The 20962-nt window shown below is 75.0% G+C and carries 9 protein-coding genes; all 9 read right to left on the bottom strand.

All coding sequences use genetic code 11. The features are described from left to right. Window positions 1–38 precede the first annotated feature (38 nt). Window positions 39–1265: a cytochrome P450 gene (locus ACSP97_RS32435; protein WP_358305450.1), complete on the bottom strand. Its 1227-nt coding sequence runs from the start codon at window positions 1263–1265 to the stop codon at window positions 39–41. Further along, window positions 1262–8527: an amino acid adenylation domain-containing protein gene (locus ACSP97_RS32430; RefSeq protein ID WP_440555561.1), complete on the bottom strand. Its 7266-nt coding sequence runs from the start codon at window positions 8525–8527 to the stop codon at window positions 1262–1264. Before ACSP97_RS32430 ends, ACSP97_RS32435 begins: the two co-directional genes overlap by 4 nt. A gap of 58 nt (window positions 8528–8585) precedes the next feature. Next, window positions 8586–14879 carry an amino acid adenylation domain-containing protein gene (locus tag ACSP97_RS32425; protein ID WP_440555559.1) on the bottom strand — a complete coding sequence of 2098 codons (6294 nt, stop codon included), beginning with the start codon at window positions 14877–14879 and terminating at the stop codon, window positions 8586–8588. A 242-nt stretch (window positions 14880–15121) separates the two neighbouring features. Next, window positions 15122–16165: a branched-chain amino acid aminotransferase gene (locus ACSP97_RS32420; protein WP_355531877.1), complete on the bottom strand. Its 1044-nt coding sequence runs from the start codon at window positions 16163–16165 to the stop codon at window positions 15122–15124. 16 nt (window positions 16166–16181) lie between these two features. Further along, window positions 16182–16535 carry a nuclear transport factor 2 family protein gene (locus tag ACSP97_RS32415; RefSeq protein ID WP_355150568.1) on the bottom strand — a complete coding sequence of 118 codons (354 nt, stop codon included), beginning with the start codon at window positions 16533–16535 and terminating at the stop codon, window positions 16182–16184. After that, window positions 16532–17692, bottom strand: a complete 1161-nt coding sequence (ispG, locus tag ACSP97_RS32410) for a flavodoxin-dependent (E)-4-hydroxy-3-methylbut-2-enyl-diphosphate synthase (protein ID WP_355150570.1) — start codon at window positions 17690–17692, stop codon at window positions 16532–16534. Before ispG ends, ACSP97_RS32415 begins: the two co-directional genes overlap by 4 nt. 54 nt (window positions 17693–17746) lie before the next feature. Further along, window positions 17747–19561: a 1-deoxy-D-xylulose-5-phosphate synthase gene (locus ACSP97_RS32405; RefSeq protein ID WP_440555557.1), complete on the bottom strand. Its 1815-nt coding sequence runs from the start codon at window positions 19559–19561 to the stop codon at window positions 17747–17749. 17 nt (window positions 19562–19578) lie between these two features. Then, window positions 19579–20613 (bottom strand): 4-hydroxy-3-methylbut-2-enyl diphosphate reductase, encoded by a 1035-nt coding sequence (gene ispH / locus ACSP97_RS32400; RefSeq protein WP_440555555.1) that lies wholly within the window; start codon window positions 20611–20613, stop codon window positions 19579–19581. Between the two features lie 109 nt (window positions 20614–20722). Further along, window positions 20723–20932 carry an MbtH family protein gene (locus tag ACSP97_RS32395; RefSeq protein ID WP_355150576.1) on the bottom strand — a complete coding sequence of 70 codons (210 nt, stop codon included), beginning with the start codon at window positions 20930–20932 and terminating at the stop codon, window positions 20723–20725. Between the last annotated feature and the right edge of the window lie 30 nt (window positions 20933–20962).

Below are 20962 nucleotides of genomic sequence, written 5' to 3'. Positions count from 1 at the left end.
TGTGCCTTTCGTCGTGCGGGACGCGCGCGGCGCTCCGGTCAGTAGCGGACGGGCAGCGCGGTGAGGCTGCGGTTGAGGAGGGAGGGCTGCCAGGTGAGGGCGCCGGGGTCGGTCAGGGTCAGGCCCGGGTGGTCGCGGACCAGCGTGCCCACCGCGGCGACGGCCACCAGCCGGGCCAGCGCGGCGCCGATGCAGAAGTGGGCGCCGAAGCCGAAGCCGAGGTGGGTGGCGCCGGTGCGGCGCACGTCGAACCGGCCGGGGTCCGGGAAGCGGGCCGGGTCGCGGTTGGCGGCGGCGGTCACCAGGAAGATCCGGTCGCCCGCCCGCAGGGTGTGCCCGTCCAGCTCCAGGTCGCGGACCGTGGTGCGGATCGACATCTTGGACGGCCCGTCCAGTCGCAGCGTCTCTTCCACGGCGCCCTGCGCCAACGCGGGGTCCTCGCGTACGGCGGCGAGTTGCGCGGGCCGGGTGTGCAGGGCGAGGACGGTGTTGGCGATGAGGTTGCTGGTGGTCTCCCCGCCGGCAAACGCCATCTGGGTGAGCATGCCGACGAACTCCTGCTCGGTGACGGACTCGCCCACCCGGCCCTCCGCCAGCACCTGGCTGATCAGGTCGTCGGCGGGTTCCGCGCGCCGCCGGGCGACCAGGGCGGCGAGGTAGTCCTCCAGGCTGACCAGTGCCTGGAGGGAGGCCCGGTACTCGCTCTCCTCCTGGGCGGTGCCGAGCACGAGGTCGGCGACGCGGGCGTTCCAGTACCAGAAGGCGGCGGCGTCGGTGCGGGGGATGCCGAGCCAGCGGGCGAACACCAGCGCGGGCAGCGGCTTGGCCACGTCGGCCATGAGGTCCCCGGTGCGGCCGGGGACGGCCTTGCGGGCGAGGACGGCCCGGGTGGCCTTCTCGGTGAAGGCCCGGTAGCGGGCCACCGCACGCGCGGCGAACGCCTCCTGGAAGACCTGGCGCAGTCTGCGGTGCTGCGGCGGGTCGTTGAACACCATCCAGCGGGACAGGATCCCGAAGGCCCGCTCGGCGTCCTCGCGGGCGCCCTGCGGTACGGCGTCCATCAGGGGCCGCACCCGGTCGGCGGAGACCGCGGGGTCGCGCAGGCAGCGCATCACCTGGTCGTAGCCGGTGACCAGCCAGGCGTGGTGCATCGGGCTCCAGTGCACCGGGGCGTGCTCGCGCAGGGCGTCGAGCCGGTCGTAGGGGTCGGCGATCATGTCCGGGGCGAGCAGGTAGCGCTCCTGGAAGGGGGCGGCGGTGGTCATCGGTTCTCCTCCGTCCGCTCCTGGAGCGCGACGAGGATGTCGGCGATGCCGGACACCCGCGGCGCGGCCATCATCGACATGTGGTCGCCCTCGCTGATGTGCAGGGTGAGTCCGTCGCCGGCCAGTTCGCGCCAGCGCTCGACGTAGGTGTCGTAGTCGACGTCCAGGCCCGGCATGGTGCGTCCCCGGGGCAGTCCGGCCGCCTCGCTGCCGACCACGAGGTGGATGTGGCCGGGGTAGGGGCGGACCTCGTAGCCGGCGAGGGCGGCGAGCAGCGAGTGCCACACCTCGATGGGCGCGTTCTCGACGAGGGCCGCCTCGGCGGGGCTCATGCCGGCGCCGAGCAGGGTGGCGGTGAGTTCGGCGGTGGCCCGGTCGCGCTCCGGGGAGGGCGGCAGCTGCCGGATCCGGTCGCGCTGGCGCCAGGCGGTGCGCAGGTCGTCGGTGACGCCGTCGAGGCGGGCGCGGGCGGCCGGGTTGGGCAGGTAGGGCTCGATCAGGACCAGCGGCGCGACCGGGTGGCCTGCCCGGTGCAGCTGGGTGGCCATCTCCAGGGCGATGTTGGCGCCCATGGACCAGCCGAGCAGGGCGTGCGGGTCCCGCCGGGCCCGGTCCGTGATCTCCGCGACGTAGTTGGCCGCGATCCCGGTGACGGTGCTGGGGTCGACCCCGCCGAGCAGCCCGCGCGCCTGGAAGGCGTGCACGGGCCGGCCGGGCGGCAGGGCCCGGGCGAGCGGCACGAACCAGGCGGCGCTGCCGCCGGTGGGGTGCACGCACCACAGCGGCTCGCCCGTGCCCTCGCGCAGCCGCACCTCGGAGGTGACGGCGCTGGGCAGCCCGTCTCCGGCGGCGCGGGCGGCGTGCGCGGCGAGCTGGGCGATGGTCGGGTGCTCGATCAGGTCGCCGACGGAGACCGTGAGGCCGCGGGCGGCGGACATCAGGGAGACGCGGACGGTGGACAGGGAGCTGCCGCCGATGCGGAAGAAGTCGTCGTGGACGCCGATGCGGGCGAGGCCGAGGACCTCGCGCCAGATCTCGGCGAGGATCTTCTCCGCCGGGGTGGCCGGGGCCACGTACGCGGTGTCGGAGCGGTCGAGTTCGGCGGGCGGCAGCGGCAGCGCCCGCTTGTCGATCTTGCCGCTGCGGTTGACGGGCAGCTCGTCGAGGAGCACGAACCGGGCGGGGATCATGTACGAGGACAGCGAGGCGCGCAGGGCGCGGCGCAGTTCCTCGGGCGTGGGGCGTCCGGGGCCCCGCGGGACGAGGTAGGCGACGAGCGCGGGTTCGCCGCCGGGCAGGTCGGTGCGGTGCAGGACGACGGCCTGGCGCACCTCGGGCAGGGCCCGCAACGCGTGCTCGATCTCGCCGAGTTCGATGCGGAAGCCGCGCAGCTTGACCTGGGAGTCGCGGCGGCCGAGCCATTCCACGGAGCCGTCGGCCCGGTGGGTGCCGAGGTCGCCGGTGCGGCACAGCCGTTCGCCGGGGAGCCCGTAGGGGTCGGGGACGTAGGTGGCGGCGGTGAGCGCGGGCCGGCCGAGGTAGCCGCGGCCGACGGCCCGGCCGCCGAGGTAGATCTCGCCGGGGACGCCGGCCGGGACCGGCTGGAGGTCGTCGTCCAGGACGTGGATGCGGGTGTTGCGGATCGGGGTGCCGATGGGCGGATGGCCCTGGCCGGGGCTCAGTTCGGCGGCCACGGACCACACGGAGGTCTCGGTGAGGCCGTAGACGTTGTGGAAGCGGCGGCCCCGTGACCAGACGTCGGCGAGTTCGGCCGGGCAGGCCTCGCCCGCGACTTGGAGCACCCGCAGTTCGGGGAAGTCGTCCTCGCCGAGCACGGCGAGGGCGCTGGGCGGCAGCATGGCGCAGGTGACGCGGGCGCGGCGCAGGGTGCGGGCGAGGTCGGGGCCGGGCCGCAGGTCCTCCTTGGCGGCGGTGACCAGCCGGCCGCCGTTGGCGAGGGACCAGGTGAGTTCCAGGACGGAGGCGTCGAAGCCGAAGGAGGCGAACTGGAGCACCCGGTCCTCGGGGGTGGGGCGGACCAGGTCGCGCTGGCCTTCGAGCATGTTGGACAGGCCGCGGTGCGGGAGGGCGACGCCCTTGGGGGTGCCGGTGGAGCCGGAGGTGTAGATGATGTAGGCGAGGGTGTCGGCGTCGGGTTCGCGGCCCGGCACCGGGTCCAGCGGGGCGGCGGGGACGTCCAGATGGATCACGGGGCCGTCGAAGGGCACCGTGCCGTCGAGGGACCGCTGGGTGAGCAGGACCCGCATGCCGCTGTCGTCGGCCATGAACCGGAGCCGATCGGTGGGGTGTTGGGGGTCCAGGGGCAGGAAGGCGCCGCCGGAGCGGAGCACGCCGACGGCGGCGCGCACCAGGTCGGGGCCGCGTTCCGCGCAGATGCCCACCACGGTCTCCGGGCCGACCCCGAGCAGCCGCAGCCGACGGGCCAGCTGTTCCGCCTGCTCGTGGAGTTCGCCGTACGTCAGCTGCCGCCCGTCGTGTTCGACGGCGACGGCGTCCGGGGTGCGGGCCGCGTGTCCTGCGATGTGCTCGTGGAACAGCAGGGGTGAGGAGGGGAGTTCGGGTCCGCGCGCCCACTTCTGGAGCGCGGTGGTGCGGGCCTCGCCGGTGAGGGCGGGCCGGGTGACCCGGGCGTCGGGCGCGGCGACCATGGCCTCCAGCTGGGCGCGGTACACGTCGGCCAGCTGCTCGGCGGTGGCGGGGGCGACGAACTCCGGGTCCACGTCGAGGGTGAAGGCATTGACGCTGGCGTTGACCAGCAGCGGGAACATGGTCCGGGCGATCTCCAGGGAGTCGTCCCAGGAGTCGTGCGACAGCCGGTGGAAGTTGACGTAGTTGAAGACGGCGTCGGTCAGGTCGGGTTCGGTCGGCCGCAGCCGGGCGATCCCGACCAGCGGCACCCTGCGGTGCGGCAGCATCTCCTGCTCGGCCGCGAACACGTCCCGCAGATAGGCGCGCCAGCTGCCGCGCGGGCGGGCGACGCCGAACGGCACGGTGTTCAGGAACAGTCCGCGCATCCGGTCCGCGCCGGGCACCTCGGGCCGTCCGTTGGTGACCAGGCCGATGCTGTGGCCGAGCACGCTGTCGTCGCGGTCGGCGAACAGGCTCATGGTGTGGTGGAAGGCGGTGAGCAGCACGGTGCGCCGGGGCACTCCGGCGTCCTTGGCCAGCTTGCCGATGCGCTCGGCGAGGTGGGCGTAGGACCGGCGGACCTCGTGCACCGGCTGCCGGCCGGTCCCGGCGCCCCGGGCGCGCCGCCGGAAGGTGACCGGGCGCAGGTCGGCGAGGCGTTCGCGCCAGTACGCCAGCGACTCCTCGCTGTGCAGGGCGGCCCGCTCCAGGGCCACGTACTCGGCGAACGGCGGGGCCTGCGGCGGCCGGGGCGCGGTGGCGTGGGCGACGGCCTCGCGGTGCAGGGCGAGCAGGTCGGCGACGAGCGAGGTCAGGCTCCAGCCGTCCAGCACGACGTGGCAGTCGGTGAGCACGAGCCGCAGGTCGTGGTCGGTGACATGGTGCAGGTGGATGCGGACCAGGGGCGCGGCGGCCAGGTCGAAGCGGCGCTCGAACTCGTCGTCCACGAACCGGCGCAGCCGGGCCCGCTGCTCCTGGCGGGGCAGGCCGCGCAGATCGGTGTAGCCGACCCGCAGCCGGGCGTCGCGGTGGACGAGCTGGAGGGGTTCGCGGTAGGTGACGAGGTCGACGGAGCTGCGCAGGATGGGGTGCCCGGCGACCACCGCGTCCACGGCGGCCTGGAACGCGTCGAGGTCGAAGCCCTCGGGCACGGTGATCTTCAGGTCGGTGACGTTGTGGTAGGCGCCGCGCCGGGGGTCGGCGAGCATCTCGTGCAGCATGCCGGCCTGGAGCATGGTGAGCGGGTAGGCGTCGTCCAGGCCGTCGGGCAGCCGGCTCGCGTCGGCGGGGTCGAGCTGGGAGAACGGGGCGACGGGGACAGGTGCGTCGACGGCGTCGGTGACGAGGGCGGCGAGGTCGGCCAGGGTACGGGTGCGGAAGACGTCGGCGACGGTGAAGCCGAGCCCGGCGAGCCGGCCGAGGCCCACCAGGCGCAGCGCCAGGATGGAGTCGCCGCCCAGCTCGAAGAAGTTGTCGGTGCGGCCGACGTGTTCGGCGCCGAGCACCTGGCTCCACACCCCGGCCAGCGCCTGCTCCACCGGGCCCTGCGGCGGCACATGGGCGCCGGGTCCGTTCGAGGCGGGGGCGACGGCGGTCAGCGCGTTGCGGTCCACCTTGCCGTTGGCGGTCAGCGGCAGCCGCTCGTGGCGGACGAACAGCGCGGGGACCATGTAGTCGGGCAGGGTCAGCCGCAGCCCCTCGCGCAGGGCGGGCGGGTCGAGCGGGCGGCCCTCCGGGGTGACGACATGGGCGACCAGGCGGGCGGTGTCGCCGTCGCGGCGGGCCACCACGGCCACGTCGGCGACGCCGGGCAGGGCGCGCAGGGCGGTCTCGATCTCGCCGGGTTCGATGCGGTAGCCGCGGATCTTCACCTGGTGGTCGGCGCGGCCCACGTAGGCCAGCTCGCCGTCGGGCAGCACCCGTACGAGGTCGCCGGTGCGGTACATCCGGGCGCCGGGCGCGCCGAAGGGGTCGTCGAGGAAGCGTTCGGCGGTCAGCTCGGGCCGGTTGCGGTAGCCGCGGGCCACGCCACCGCCGGAGACGTACAGCTCGCCGGTGCTGCCGGGCGGCACCAGCCGGCCCCAGGGGTCGAGGACGTATCCGTGCTGTCCGGTGAGCGGGCGGCCGATCGGGGAGCGGACGGCGCCGTGGACGTCCCGCTCGGTGATGGTGCGGAAGGTGACGTGCACCGTGGTCTCGGTGATGCCGTACATGTTCACCAGGGCGGGCCGGTGCCCCGGGGTGGTGAACCAGTCCCGGTAGTCGCGGACGTCGAACGCGTCGCCGCCGAACACCACGGTGCGCAGCGGGAGTTCGGCGAAGCCGTGGCCCGCGTCCCGGAGGTGGGCGCGCAGGCCCTTGAAGGCGGCGGGGGTCTGGTTGAGGACGGTGACGCCCTCCTCGCGCAGCACCCGGTGCACGGCGGCCGGGTCGCGGACCTCGTCCGCGCCGAGCACGACCACGCGTCCGCCGCTGGTCAGCGGCGCCCACAGCTCCCACACCGAGAAGTCGAAGGCGGGCGAGTGCATCAGCGTCCACACGTCGTCCGGGCCGAAGTCGAAGTGCCGGTCGGCGGCGGCCAGCAGCCAGGCCAGGTTGCCGTGGGTGATCTCCACGCCCTTGGGGCGGCCGGTGGAGCCGGAGGTGTAGATGACGTAGGCGAGGTCGTCGGGGGCCGGCAGGACGTCCTCGCCGGCCGCGCCCGCCCGCTGTTCCTCCTCGTCCACCAGGAGCAGCTGGACCGGCAGTTGGCCGACGGCGTCGCGGGTCGCGGTGTCGGTGACGATCCACTCGATGCCGGAGTCGTTGACGGTGAACTCGCGCCGGGCCTTGGGGTGGGAGGGGTCGAGCGGCAGATAGGCGGCGCCCGCGCGCCAGACGGCCAGCAGGGCCACGGCCAGTTCGGGGGTGCGGTCGAGGCAGACGCCGACCAGGGAGCCGCGGGTGACCCCGGCCGCGCGCAGCCGGGCCGCCAGGCGGGAGGCGCGCGCGTCGAGCCGGGCGTAGGTCAGCTCGTGCGTTCCGCTGACGGCGACGGCGTGCGGGGTGCGGGCGATGTGCTCGGCGAGGCGGTCGGGGGCGGTGCGCGGGGCCGGGTGGAGGTCGGCGCCCGTGTGGGCGGGCCCGTCCGGGCCGAGCAGGTGGGCGCGTTCGGCGGGGGTGAGCGGGTCGATGGCGCTCAGCGGTGTGTCGGGGGTGGCGCAGAACGCCTCCAGCAGGTTCACGGTGTGCCGGGCGAGGGCGCCGATCGAGGCCGCCTCGAAGAGGTCGGGCCGGTACACGAACGCCAGCTCGGTGCGGCCGTCGCCGTCGCGCAGGTCGAGGGTGAGGTCGAACTTGGCGGTGGTGAGGTCGATCCGGTACGGCGTCCCCTCGGCCGCGCCCAGGTCGAAGCGGGAGGCGGTGGTGTCGGTGTGCGTGTAGAGGACCTGGACGAGCGGGTTGCGGGTGAGGTCGCGCTCGGGGCTGAGCGCGTCGACGACCCGCTCGAACGGCAGCGACTGGTGGGAGAAAGCCTCCAGGACCCGCTCCCGGGTGCGGGCGAGCAGCGCGGCCGGGGTGGGGTCGTCGGACAGGTCGCCGCGCAGCACCAGGGTGTTGACGAAGAACCCGACGAGCTGTTCGGTCTCGGCCCGTTCGCGGTTGGCGACGACGGTGCCGACGGCGATGTCCCGCTGCCCGCTGTGGAAGGCCAGCGCGGCCTGGAAGGCGGCCAGCACCGTCATGTACGGCGTCGTCCCCGCGCGCCGGCCGAGTTCGGCGAGCCCGTCGGACAGCGCGGGCGGCAGGGTGACGGTGTGGGCGGCGCCCCGCCCGCCGGGGGTGTCGGCGCGGGGGTGGTCGGCCGGCAGCTCCAGCGGGGTGAGGCCGGCCAGCCGGGTGCGCCAGTGGTCGAGGGCGGCGGACTGGTCGGCGGACCGCTGCCAGAGGGCGTAGTCCGCGTAGTCCAGGGGCAGTTCGGGCAGTTCGACGGGGCGGCCCCCGGTCTCGGCCAGGTACAGCTCGGTCAGGTCGCGGACGATCAGGCCGAGGGACCAGCCGTCGGAGACGATGTGGTGCATGCCGAGGACCAGCACGTGGTCGTCGTCGGCGGCGCGGACGAGGGTGGCGCGGAAGGCGGGTTCCCGGGCGAGGTCGAAGGGGCGCAGCGCGGCGGTGTGCGCGGCGGCGGCCAGCCGTCGCTCGCGCTCGGCGCCGGGCGCGGCGGTGGCGTCCACCACGTGGAGGCAGTCGGCGTCCGGCGGCAGGATCCGCTGGTACGGAACGCCCTCGTGCTCCGGGAAGACCGCCCGCAGCTGCTCGTGCCGGTCGGTCAGCCGGGTGACGGCCGCGCGCAGGGCGGGCACGTCCAGCGGGCCGGTGAGGCGCCAGGCGGCGGGCAGCAGATAGGTGGCGGCGCCGGGGTCGAGGCGGTCCAGGAAGTACAGGCGCTGCTGCGCGGGCGACAGCGGGATCCGCTCCGGGCGGGGCCGGACCCGCCGCGGGCCGTCGTCGCGTACGGCGGTCCGGCCGCGCAGCCGCTGCTCCAGCAGGCGCCGGGCGGCCGGGGACAGCCCGCCGGCCGGGGCCTGGCCGGTGGCGGCGGGGCCGGGGCGCACGTCGGATGTGGTCATGAGGGCACTCCGATCTGAACTCTCTGGGAAGGAAGCGTGGTTCGGGGCGGTGACGCCCTCAGAAGTCGGCGGTGAGCGAGAGGTCGATCTCGTCGTCGCTCATCTGCGAGATCAGCTCCAGCAGCCGGCGTTCCACCTCGACGGCGAGGCGGCCCACCGTGGGATGTTCGAAGAGGTCACGGACCTGGAGCGGGCAGTCGAAGGCGGTGCGCAGCCGGGAGGCGACCGCCACCGCGCGCAGCGAGTGGCCGCCCAGCGCGAAGAAGTCGTCGTGGACGCCGACCCGGGGCAGGTCCAGCACCTCGCACCAGATCTGGGCGACGACCGTCTCGGCCGGGGTCCGCGGCGCCACGAAGGCGTGCGGTTCGCGGGCAGCGGGTTCGGGCAGGGCGGCGGTGTCCAGCTTGCCCTGCACGGTCAGCGGCAGCGCGTCGAGGAGCACGAGCGCGGACGGCACCAGGTAGTGCGGCAGTTCGGCCCGGCAGTGGGTCTCCAGCGACTCCTCGGAGAGGCCGTCGCCCACGACGTAGCCCACCAGGGCGGGTTCGCCGCGCAGGGTGCGTACGACGACCGCCGCGCCCCGCACCCCGGGGTGCCGCCGCAGCACCGCCTCGGCCTCCTTGGGTTCGACGCGGAACCCGCGGATCTTCACCTGGTCGTCGTTGCGGCCGAGGAACTCCAGCTCGCCGCTGGGCAGTCGGCGTACGACATCGCCGGTGCGGTAGAGCCGGCCGCCGAGCGCGCCGAACGGGTCGGGCACGAACCGCTCGGCGGTCAGCCCCGGCCGCCCCAGGTATCCCCGCGCCAACTCGCTTCCGCCGACGAGGAGTTCGCCGGGGACACCGGCCGGGGCGAGGTCGCCCGACGGGTCGACCACATAGGCGTGGCGGCCGCCCAGCGGCCGGCCGATGGGCACCCGGCCGGCCGGGGCGGTGGCCACGGTGTGCGCGGTGGCGGAGATCACCGCCTCGGTGGGGCCGTAGGTGTTGAGCACCGGCACCCGGGGCAGGTGCGCGAACCAGCGCTCCAGGGGGTCGGCGGGCAGTGCCTCGCCCCCGGTCACCAGCAGCCGCAGGGTCGCCAGGCGCGGGGCCAGCAGGTCCAGCCGGGAGACCAGCTCCGCCCAGTAGGACGGGGTCAGCTCCATGACGGTGACCCGTTCGGCGGCGACCCGTTCGGCCAGCTCCTCGGGGGCCCAGATCTCGTCCGGGCGCACGATCACCGTGGCGCCGGTGCTCAGCGCGGGCAGGATCTGCTCCAGGGAGGCGTCGAACGAGGTCGAGGCGAAGGTGAGCACCCGGTCGTCCGCGGTCAGCGCGAACCGCTCGCAGGCGGTGGCGACATGGGCGTCGAGGGCGTGGTGCTCGACGCCGACGGCCTTGGGGCGGCCGGTGGAGCCCGAAGTGAAGATGACGTACGCCAGGTCGCCGGGGTCGGCCGTCCACCGGGGGCCGTCGGGCCGGGGCCGTACGTCCTCCACGGCGACGGCCGTCACCCCGAGGGCGGTGACGAGGTCGCGGGTGCGCGCGTCGGTCACCACGTGCCGTGCCCCGGCCTCCCGGAGCATGTAGCGCAGCCGCTCCTCGGGCAGCAGGGCGTCGAGCGGGACGTAGACGCCGCCCGCCCGCCAGACGGCGAGCATCGCGGCCACGGACCACACGCCCCGGGCGACGCACACCCCGACGGGGTCGCCGGGGGCCACTCCCCCGTCGGCCAGCGCGGCGGCCAGTCCGCCGGTCAGGGCGTCCAGCCGGGCGTAGTCCAGCGTGGTGCCCTCGCAGACGACGGCGGGGGCGTCCGGCCGGCCGGCCACCCGCAGCCGGGGCGCCGCCGGCACCTCCCGGCCCGCCGTCGCCACCAGGACGTCCCGCTCTCCCGGGGACAGCAGGCAGGCGGCGTCGACGCGGGCGCCGGGGTCGGCGAGGACGGCCTCCAGCAGCCGGCCGACATGGCGGGCGAAACGGGTGGCGGTGGCCGCCTCGAACAGGTCGGCGGCGTACTCGACGTTCAGGGCGAAGCCGCCGGGCCGCACCACGAAGGTGGCCGTGAGGTCGAACTTGGCTGATTCCCAGGGGAGTTGGAAGTCCGCGGAGTCGAGTCCCGGCAGTCCGGAGCCGCCCGTGGAGCCGTCCTGGACGTCCACCATGACCTGGAACAGGGGGTTGCGGGACAGATCGCGTTCGGGGCGCAGCCGTTCCACGACCCGCTCGAACGGCACCTCCTGGTGGTCGAAGGCACCGAGTACGACGTCCCGCACCCGGTCCACCAGCGCGGCGAAGGCGGGCCGCCCGGACAGGTCCGTGCGCAGCACGACGGTGTTGACGAAGAAGCCGATCAGCGGCTCCAGTTCGAGGCGTCCGCGGCCTGCGACGGGGGTGCCGACGGGGATGTCGGTCTGCCCGGACCAGCGGGACAGCACGGCCTGGGCGGCGGCCAGCAGCACCATGAAGCGGGTGGCGCCGCGCTCGCGGGCGAAGGCGTCCACGCGTGCCACGAGTCCGGCGGGCAGCTCCACCTCGACGGCGCCGCCCCGGCCGGTGAACGCGGCCGGGCGGGGCCGGTCGGCGGGCAGCTCCAGGGTGGGCGCCTGGGCCAGCGTCCGTTCCCAGTAGGCGAGCTGGTCCTCCAGTGCGCCGCTGTCGGCGCGCTCGCGCTGCCAGACGGCGAAGTCGCCGTACTGCACGGGCAGCGGCGGCAGTGCGGCGGCCCGCCCCGCGCGCCGGGCCGCGTAGTGCCGGGCGAGTTCGTCCAGCAGGACGCCCTTGGACCAGCCGTCGGTGACGGCGTGGTGCAGGGCGAGCAGGACCACGTGGTCGTCCTCGGCCAGCTCCCACACACCGGCCCGCAGCAGCGGCGGCCGGGCGAGGTCGAAGCGGCGCGTGGCGAGGTCCGCGGCCCGCCGCCGTACGGCGTCCAGCCGGGCCGTCTCGTCCGGGCCCGCGGGCGCGGCCTCCCAGTGCAGCGGGACGGCCATGGGGTCGCAGACCTGCTGCACCGGGCGGCCGTCGGACTCGATCAGCGCGGTGCGCAGCACCTCGTGCCGGGCCACCAGGTCGTCCAGCGCCTGCTGCCAGGCGGCGCGGTCGAGTCCGCCGCGCACCCGCCGGCAGTACCAGAGCAGATAGGAGTCGCCGCGGTCGGAGGTGCGGTCCAGGAACCAGAGGCGTTCCTGCGCGAAGGACAGCGGCAGCGGCCGGGTCCGGTCCACGGGGACCACCTCGGTGGTGCCGGACACGTGGGCGCCGGCCACGCGGGGGGCGAAGCCGCGCACGGTCGGATGCTCGAACAGGGTGCGCAACTCGACGTCCCGGCCGAGCCGCCCGGCGATCCGGGAGACCGCCATGGTGGCGAGCAGGGAGTGGCCGCCCAGGTCGAAGAAGCTGTCGTCGATGCCGATCTCGTCCACTCCCAGGACGTCGGCCCACACCTCGGCCACGAGCCGTTCGGTCTCGTCGCGGGGCGCGGTGCCCGCGGGGTCCCCGGCCGTGCGGGACCGCTCGGGATCGGGCAGGGCGCCCCGGTCGAGCTTGCCGGAGACGCCGACCGGGAGGGCGTCCAGGACGACGATGTCCGAGGGGACGGCGTAGTGCGGCAGCCGACGCGCGCACCAGGCCCGCAGCTCCGCCCGGTCGAGTGGGGTGGGCGCGTCGGGGGCGGGGACGACGTAGCCGATCAGGGCGCGTCCGGTGGCGCGGTCGGGGCGGGCGGCGGCCGCGGCGACCAGCGGGCAGGCCCGCAACGCGGCCTCCACCTCGCCGAGTTCGATCCGGAAGCCGCGGATCTTGACCTGGTCGTCGCGGCGGCCCGCGAACTCCAGTTCGCCGCCGGGTGTCCAGCGCACGAGGTCGCCGGTGCGGTACAGGCGGTGGCCGGGCGGGCCGTAGGGGTCGGGCACGAAGCGTTCGGCGGTCAGCGCGGGCCGGTTGAGGTAGCCGCGGGCCACCTCGGTGCCGCCGATGAGGAGTTCACCGAGGACGCCGACCGGGACCTGCTCGTCGTCGGTGTCCACCACGTACACCCGGCGGTCGCCGAGCGGCCGGCCGATGGGCACGCTGTCGGCGGCCGGCTCACCGGCGTCGTGGGTGGTGGCGGTGACGGTGGTCTCGGTGGGCCCGTAGGCGTTGCAGACCCGCGCCCACGGCACGGCGGCCCGCCAGACGGCGAGGGTGTCGGCGGGGACCGTCTCGCCGCCGAGGACCAGCAGCCGCAGCGGGGCGAGGGCCGCGGCCAGCCGCCGGTCGAGGCTGAGGGCCAGTTCGGACCAGTAGGTGGGCGGCACGTTGACCACGGTCAGGCCGTACCGCTGGACGATCTCCGGCACCTGGGTGGGCAGCCAGGGCTCCTCGGGGCGCATCACGACGGTGGCACCCGAGGTGAGGGCGGGCAGCACCTGGTCGAGGGAGGCGTCGAAGGAGAAGGAGGCGAAGGCCAGCACCCGGTCGGCGGCGGTGATGCCGAGGCGCTGCCGGGCGGCGGCCACGTGGGAGGCGAGCGCGGCGTGTTCGACGCCGACCGCCTTGGGCCGGCCGGTGGAGCCGGAGGTGAAGATGACGTGGGCGAGCTGCCGGGGGTGGGGCCGCGGGCGGGGGCCGCCCGGATCGGGTGCGACGGTGGTGACGTCGACGGCGACGGGGGCGAGCGGGCCCGCGGCGGCGGCCGTGGCCGGTTCGGCGACGACACAGTGGAGCCCGGCCTCCTCGGCCATGAACGCCAGCCGCTGCGCGGGCAGTTCGGGGTCGAGGGGCACGTAGGCGCCGCCCGCCCGCCAGATCCCCTCGATGGCGGCGACCGACCACAGGCCGCGGCGCAGCAGCACGCCCACCGGGCTGCCCTCGGCGACACCCGCCTTCCGCAGGGCGACGGCGAGTCCGCCGGACAGGGCGTCGAGTTCCGCGTAGGTGGCGCTGTCGTCGCCGCACCGCAGCGCGGTCGCCCCGGGCCGGCCGGTGAACGCGACCGGTTCCGGGGGCGCGGCGGGCCGGTCGGGGGCGTGGTGCCACTCGGGCCGGGGGCGGGCGGGCGCGCCGGGCCCGGCGGGCAGGGCGCGGGCCAGTTCGTGCAGCGGGGCGGCGGGGTCGGCGAGGACGGCCCGCAGCAGTGCCACGTACGCCCGGGCGAAGGCGCGCATGGTGGCGGCGTCGAACAGGGCGGTGGCGTACTGGAGGATGGCGGCGATGCTGCCGTCCGTGCGCAGGGTCAGGTCCAGGAAGACGTCGAGGGGCGTCTCGGTCAGCGGCGGCTCGACCAGGGTCGCCTCCAGGCCCGGCATCCGCACCGGCCGGATCGGGGAGTTGAGCAGGGTGAAGGAGGCCTGGGCGAGCGGGTGCCGGGACAGGTCGCGGGAGCCGCCCAGCGCGCCGACCACCAGGTCGAAGGGGGCCTCGGCGTGCGAGAGATCGGCCGGCACGCGCGTGCGCACCCGCTCCAGGAGCGTGTCGAAGCCGGGCCGGCCGGACAGGTCCGTGCGCAGCACGACGGTGTTCACCAGCGGGCCGATCAGCTCGGCGGCACCCCGCTGGGCGCGGTCGGCGAGGGTGCTGCACACGGCGACGTCGGTGCGGCCCGACCAGTGGCCGAGGAGCGCCTGGTAGGCGGCGAGCAGCACCATGTAGCGGGTGGCCCGCCGGGAGCGGGCCAGGTCGTCGACGGCGGTGACCAGGTCGGCGGGCAGGTCGAAGCGGACGACGTCGCCGGCGCCGTCCCAGCGGCGGGGCCGGGGCCGGTCGGTGGGCAGGTCCAGCGGGGTCAGCCCGGCGAGCCGGTCCCGCCAGTGCCCGAGCAGCCGCTCCAGCCGCTCGCCGGTCAGCCGTTGCGCCTGGGCGCGGGCGAGGTCGGCGTACTGCCGGGCGGGCGGGGCGACGGCCTCCCCCCGGTACCCGGCGGCCAGTTCGTCGAGGAGCACGCCCCAGGACCAGCCGTCCACGGCGATGTGGTGGACCTCGATCAGCAGCAGGTGCTCGTCGTCGGCGACGCGGGCGAGGGTGGCGCGCACCGGGTGCTCGGCGCCGAGGTCGACGGGCCGGCCCAGGCAGTGGGCGTACAGGTCGGCGGGCCCGGCCGCGGTGATCCGGCGCAGCGCGGGCCCGCCCGGGGCGTCCACGACCGGCACCGGCTCGCCGTCGACGGCGGTGAACCGGGTGCGCAGCACCTCGTGCCGGGCCACGATCCCGGCGAGCGAGCGTTCCAGGCGGTCGGCGTCGAGGGTGCCCCGCAGGCGCAGGACCAGCGGGAGCATCGAGCCGGTGGCGGAACCCGCCAGCTGGTCCAGGAACCACAGCCGTCGCTGGGCGAAGGATGCCGTGCGGGTGTCCACGTCGTGCGGTGCCCCCTCGGGGGCCGGGCCTGTTGTCACTGTGAGCCTCCCAGCCGTGTTTCCCAGCAGCGTGCCGCCGGTCGCGCACGGCCCCCAGGGAAGAAGAGGCAGCGGTGTGAGCAGAGTCGGCTGCGGTTCCGGGGAGGTGGCGGAAGGTCGGGGGCGGTCGTCCGGGGTCGGTCTCGCCGGCCGCCACCGGCCGGGGGCAGCGCGAAGGGCGGCACCGGGAGTGGTTTCCCCGGTGCCGCCCTCCGGCGCGCGCCCGCGTGCGCGTCGGTCTCCTACCGGCCGGTGTGGATCCGCAGCCATCCGTGCGGGTCCGGTACCCGGCCCTGGTGCAGGTCGCTCAGCGCGTCGCGCATCTCCAGGGTCAACGGGCCAGGCTTGCCGCCGCCGATCGTCCAGCGGTCGGTGCCGTCGCACACCTCGCCGACCGGGGTCACCAGTGCCGCCGTGCCGCAGGCGAACGTCTCCGTGACGAGGCCGGACGCGCTCTGCGCGCGCCACTGCTCGACGGAGACCCGCTCCTCGCGCACGGTGTGGCCGCGCCGGGCGGCGAGGGTGAGCAGGGTGTCGCGGGTGACGCCGGGCAGCAGGGTGCCGGTGAGCGGCGGGGTGACCACTTCGGCGGTGGGGCCCGAGCCGCGGACGAAGAAGAGGTTCATGCCACCCATCTCCTCGACCCAGCGGCGCTCCACCGGGTCGAGCCAGACCACCTGGTGGCATCCGGCGTCGGCCGCGGCCTGCTGCGCCAGGAAGGCGCCCGCGTAGTTCCCGGCGCACTTGGCCTGCCCGGTGCCGCCGGGGGCGGCCCGGGAGAACTCCCGGCTGACGAGCACCGACACCGGGTCGGGCCGGTCGGAGAAGAAGCCGCTGGTGACGAAGCCCAGCAGCAGGAAGGTGAAGGCGCGCGCGGGGCGCAGTGCCAGGCAGGGCTCGCTGGCGAAGAGCACCGGCCGCAGGTAGAGGCTCAGGGTGGGGTCGTCGGCGGGCAGGGCCGCGCCGTCGGCGCCGACGAAGGCGTCCACGGCCTCCAGGAAGAGCTCCTCGGGCAGTTCCGGCATGGCGAGCCGGCGCGCCGATCGCCGGAAGCGGTGTGCGTGGGCGTCGGGCCGGAAGGTGGCGAGCGTCCCGTCCGTCCTCCGGTGGGTCTTGAGCCCCTCGAACACCACCTGCCCGTAGTGCAGTCCGGCCATCGCGGGGCTGAAGGCCAGGTCGCCGTGGGGCAGCAGGCGCGGGCGGCCCGCCCAGCCGTGCTCGGCGGTCCATTCCAGCAGCACCATGTGGTCGGTGAACCGCTCGCCGAAGCCATGTCCCGTCGTCACCGGGGTGCTCCTCTCGTCAGACCAGCGGGGCGTAGAAGAAGGTGTCCCGGCTGCGGAACCTGCCGGTGTCGGTGAAGGTGAAGAAGTCCGCGAACCGCAGCGAGACCGTGCGGCCGTCGTGCAGGGTCCCCTCGAAGGTGCCGTGCACCGCGGCCCCGTCCGCGTGCACCAGCGTGGTGGACAGGGTGTGCCGGCCCTCCTTGATGACGCGCTGCTCGCGGTAGAAGCGCTCCAGCTCGGTCCTGCCGACCAGCGGGTCGTAGCCGGGGCGGCGGTAGACGGCGTCGCGGTCGAAGAGTTCGACGAGGGCAGGTACGTCGCCGACGTCCACGAGTTCGTAGTAACGGCGGATGTGCTGTTCGGTGTTCATCTGCGGCCTCCTTCGGCTGATGCCGTCAGCGGGCTGGGGGCGCGGCCCGGGTCGGCCTCGGCCAGCCGCAGGGCCTCCTCGATCAGGGTTTCGACGATCTTCGACTCCGGTACGGTGCGCACGACCTCGCCCTTGACGAAGATCTGCCCCTTGCCGTTGCCGGAGGCCACGCCGAGGTCCGCTTCCCGGGCCTCGCCGGGGCCGTTGACCACGCAGCCCATCACGGCGACGCGCAGCGGGACTTCGAGCCCGTCCAGACCGGCGGCGACCTCGGCCGCCAGTCTGTAGACGTCCACCTGGGCGCGGCCGCAGGAGGGGCAGGAGACGATGTCGAGCCGGCGCGGGCGCAGGTCCAGCGAACGCAGGATCTGCTGGGCGACCTTGACCTCCTCCACCGGCGGCGCGGACAGCGAGACCCGGATGGTGTCGCCGATGCCCTGGCGCAGCAGCGCACCGAAGGCCACCGCGGACTTGACGGTGCCCTGGAAGGCCGGACCGGCCTCGGTGACACCCAGGTGGAGGGGGTGGTCGCAGGACTCGGCGAGGAGTTCGTAGGCGCGGATCATGACGACCGGGTCGTTGTGCTTCACGGAGATCTTGAGGTCGTGGAAGTCGTGTTCGGCGAACAGGCTCGCCTCCCACAGGGCAGACTCGACCAGGGCCTCCGGGGTGGCCTTGCCGTGTTTGGCCAGCAGCCGAGCGTCCAGCGAACCGGCGTTGACGCCGATCCGGATGGGCGTGCCGTGGTCCTTCGCCGCGCGGGCGATGTCCTTGATCCGGTCGTCAAACCTCTTGATGTTGCCGGGGTTGACCCGGACCCCGGCGCAGCCGGCCTCGATGGCGGCGAAGACGTAGCGCGGCTGGAAGTGGATGTCGGCGATCACGGGGATCTGCGACTTGGCGGCGATCAGCGGCAGGGCGTCCGCGTCGTCCTGCGAGGGGCAGGCCACCCGCACGATGTCGCAGCCGGCGGTGGTGAGTTCGGCGATCTGCCGGAGGGTGGCATCGACGTCGGCGGTGACGGTGGTCGTCATGGACTGCACGGAGACGGGGTGTTCGCTGCCCACGCCCACACCGCCGACGTCCAGTTGGCGGGTCGGCCGGCGTGGTGCGAGGGCCGGCGGGGGCATCGGCGGCATGCCGAGCTGGACCGTCATGGGGTTCTCCTGATCCGGTGCGGGAATCGGGGTGCGGGATCTGCCGGTGCCGGTCTACTGGTCGGCGCCGACGGGCTGGGGGGCCGGGCCGTCGATGCGGATGTCGTCGTCGCGGTGGGCGAGCGCCTCGACCACGGCGCGGGCGATGCCGCGTCCGGTCAGTCCGCACGCGGCGAGGATGTCGCCGCGCCGGCCGTGGTCCAGGAAGCACTGGGGCAGCGCGAGGGTGCGGGCCGGAGTGCGGGCGCCGGCGTCGGCGAGGGCCTGGGCCAGGGCGGAACCGGTGCCGCCGGCGCGTCCGCCGTCCTCGACGGTGACGACCAGTCCGTGGTCGAGTCCCAGGGTGACGAGGGCGGTGGGCACGGGGGCGATCCAGTGCGGGTCGACCACGGTGACGCCGAATCCGTGCTCTTCGAGCCGGTCGGCCGCCTCCAGGCAGACCCCGGCCATGGTGCCGACGGACACCAGCAGGACATCGCGGGCCGCGGTCGCGGGGCGGCGCAGCACGTCCGTTCCGGCAATGGTGTCGACCGCCGCGACGGCGGCCGGGGCGGTGCCCTTGGGGAAGCGCAGCGCGGTGGGTCCGTCGGTGACGGCGACGGCCTCGCGCAGGGCGCGGCGCAGGGTGGCGGCGTCGCGCGGCGCCGCCACCCGCAGCCCGGGCACCAGCTGGACCAGGGAGAGGTCCCACATGCCGTTGTGGGAGGCGCCGTCGTCGCCGGTCACCCCGGCCCGGTCCAGGACGAAGGTGACCGGGGCGCGGTGCAGGGCGACGTCGAGCAGCAGCTGGTCGAAGGCGCGGTTGAGGAAGGTGGCGTAGAGGGCCACCACGGGGTGCAGGCCGCCCAGGGCGAGGCCGGCCGCCGAGGTGACGGCGTGCTGTTCGGCGATGCCGACGTCGAAGGTGCGCTCGGGGAAGCGGTCGGCGAAGCGGGACAGGCCGGTGGGCGCGAGCATCGCGGCCGTGACGGCGACGAGGTCGGGACGCCGGGCGCCGAGTTGCTCGAGTTCGGCGGCGAACACATCGGTCCAGGCGGGGCCCTCGGCAGGGGCAGCCGGGGTGGCGGGCCGGGGACGTACGGCGTGGAAGCGGTCGGTCTCGTCCTGTTCGGCGGGGGCGTGGCCGCGGCCCTTCTCGGTCAGGCAGTGCACGACGACCGGGCGGCCGAGGTCCGCCGCCCGGCGCAGGGAGCGCTCCAGGGCGGCGATGTCGTGCCCGTCGACCGGGCCCAGGTAGGCCAGCCCCATGTTCTCGAACACGCTGGGCGCGGTGTGCTTGCCGGTGCGCAGCCCGGCCAGGTGCTCGGCGAGGCCGCCGACGGTGGGGGCATAGGAGCGGGTGTTGTCGTTGAGCACCACGATCACCGGGCGGTGCGGGGCCGCCCCGAGGTTGTTCAGGCCCTCCCAGGCCATGCCGCCGGTCAGGGCGCCGTCCCCGATGACGGCCACCACCGCGCGGTCGGTGACACCCTGGAGTTCGTGCGCCTTGGCCAGTCCGTCGGCGTAGGACAGGACGGTCGAGGCGTGCGAGTTCTCGATGACGTCGTGCTCGGACTCGGTCCGGGAGGGGTAGCCGGACAGTCCGCCGGGCTGCCGGAGCGTCCCGAAGGCCCCGGCGCGGCCGGTGAGGATCTTGTGGACGTAGGTCTGGTGCCCGGTGTCCCACAGGAGCCGGTCGCGCGGGGAGTCGAAGACCCGGTGCAGGGCGATGGTCAGCTCGACCACGCCGAGGCCCGGTCCGAGGTGCCCCCCGGTGCGGGTCACCTCCTCGATGAGCAACCGCCTGATACGGGCGGCGAGTTGGTCCGTCTGCTCAGGGGTGAGGGCGCGCAGGTCGTCCGCTGCGGGGACCGGATCGATCGACGTCATGACGGTTCCTGTTCTGGTCACAGCGCTTCATCGGCCAGTGGGGTGCTCGGGGTGCGACCGGTGCCCGGGTCGGCGAGCCGGCCGGGCAGGGCGAAGACGACGTCCTCGGGGGCTCCCCGGTCGACCTCGACGTGGGTGTAGCCGAGGCCGGCCAGCCGGTCGAGGAGCCCGCGGACGAGGGACTCGGGGGCGCTGGCGCCGGAGCTGACGCCGATGCGGGTGGCGGAGGCGAGCCAGGAGACGTCCAGGTGACCGGCGTCGGGCACCAGGTGGGCGGCGCTGCCCTGTTCCCGGGCGACCTCCACCATGCGGGCGGAGTTGCTGGAGTTGCGCGAGCCGACGACGAGGACGAGGTCGTTGCGGTGGGCCAGTGCCTTGACCGCGTTCTGCCGGTTCTGGCTGGCGTAGCAGATGTCGCTGCCGGCCGGTCCGACGATGTCGGTGAACCTGCGGTGCAGGGCCGCCACGACCCGCGCGGTGTCGTCGAAGGAGAGGGTGGTCTGGGTGAGGTAGGCCACCGGCGCGTCGTCGGGGAGGGCGAGCGCTTCGACGTCGGCTTCGCTCTCCACGACGAGGGTGCGTTCGGGGGCCTCGCCGCGGACGCCCTCGACCTCCTCGTGGTCGGCGTGGCCGACCAGCAGGATGGCCCGTCCGTCGCGGGCGTAGCGCAGGGCCTCCTGGTGCACCTTGGCGACCAGCGGGCAGGTCGCGTCGATCACGTCGAGCCGGCGCCGCGCGGCCCCGGTCCGTACCGCCGGGGACACCCCGTGGGCGGAGAAGACGCACACCGCGCCCTCGGGCACCTCCTCCTCGCTGTCCACGAACCGGGCGCCGCGCTTTTCCAGTTCGGCGACCACGTGGTGGTTGTGCACGATCTCCTTGCGGACGTACACGGGCGCGCCGTGCAGGTCGAGGGCGCGTTCCACGATGCCGATGGCGCGGCGCACGCCCGCGCAGAAGCCACGCGGTTCGGCCAGCGCGACGCTCTTGACGGGCTGTCGGGGCGCGGCGGTGCCGGCTGCTCCGGGGGTCGGCAGGCTGGTGGTGCTCATGGCGCGCTCCGTTCGGGGAGGTGGGAGAGGGGTCGGGCCGCGAGGGGCCGGCGTGTCCGCCGACGGGGGGACGGGCGTGCTCATCGCCGTCCCCCCGTGCGGGCCGCGGTCAGGCGGCCATCTGGCGGACGAGGCTCTTGGGCCGCATGTCGGTCCAGTTGGCCTCGATGTAGTCGAGGCAGGACTGGCGGTCGTTCACCGTGTACACGACCTCCCAGCCGGCCGGGACCTCGGCGAAGTCGGGCCACAGGGAGTGCTGGCCCTCGTCGTTGACCAGGACGACGTAGCGGCCATCGGCGTTCTCGAACGGGTTCGTCATTTCTTTTCCCTTTCTTTTTGGAAGAGGTTC

Origin of the sequence: Streptomyces sp. SCPE 10 (assembly GCF_051980735.1) — a bacterium.
Classification (GTDB): Bacteria; Actinomycetota; Actinomycetes; order Streptomycetales; family Streptomycetaceae; genus Streptomyces; species Streptomyces misionensis.
Note: the sequence above shows the minus strand (reverse complement) of the source record. Positions and strands in the feature narration are given on the sequence as shown.

Excerpts from the sequence above, each read along its gene's own strand:
- ACSP97_RS32435 (WP_358305450.1), bottom strand. The coding sequence starts at position 1,265 with ATGACCACCGCCGCCCCCTTCCAGGAGCGCTACCTGCTCGCCCCGGAC.
- ACSP97_RS32430 (WP_440555561.1), bottom strand. The coding sequence starts at position 8,527 with ATGACCACATCCGACGTGCGCCCCGGCCCCGCCGCCACCGGCCAGGCC.
- ACSP97_RS32415 (WP_355150568.1), bottom strand. The coding sequence starts at position 16,535 with ATGAACACCGAACAGCACATCCGCCGTTACTACGAACTCGTGGACGTC.
- ispG (WP_355150570.1), bottom strand. The coding sequence starts at position 17,692 with ATGACGGTCCAGCTCGGCATGCCGCCGATGCCCCCGCCGGCCCTCGCA.
- ACSP97_RS32405 (WP_440555557.1), bottom strand. The coding sequence starts at position 19,561 with ATGACGTCGATCGATCCGGTCCCCGCAGCGGACGACCTGCGCGCCCTC.
- ispH (WP_440555555.1), bottom strand. The coding sequence starts at position 20,613 with ATGAGCACCACCAGCCTGCCGACCCCCGGAGCAGCCGGCACCGCCGCG.
- ACSP97_RS32395 (WP_355150576.1), bottom strand. The coding sequence starts at position 20,932 with ATGACGAACCCGTTCGAGAACGCCGATGGCCGCTACGTCGTCCTGGTC.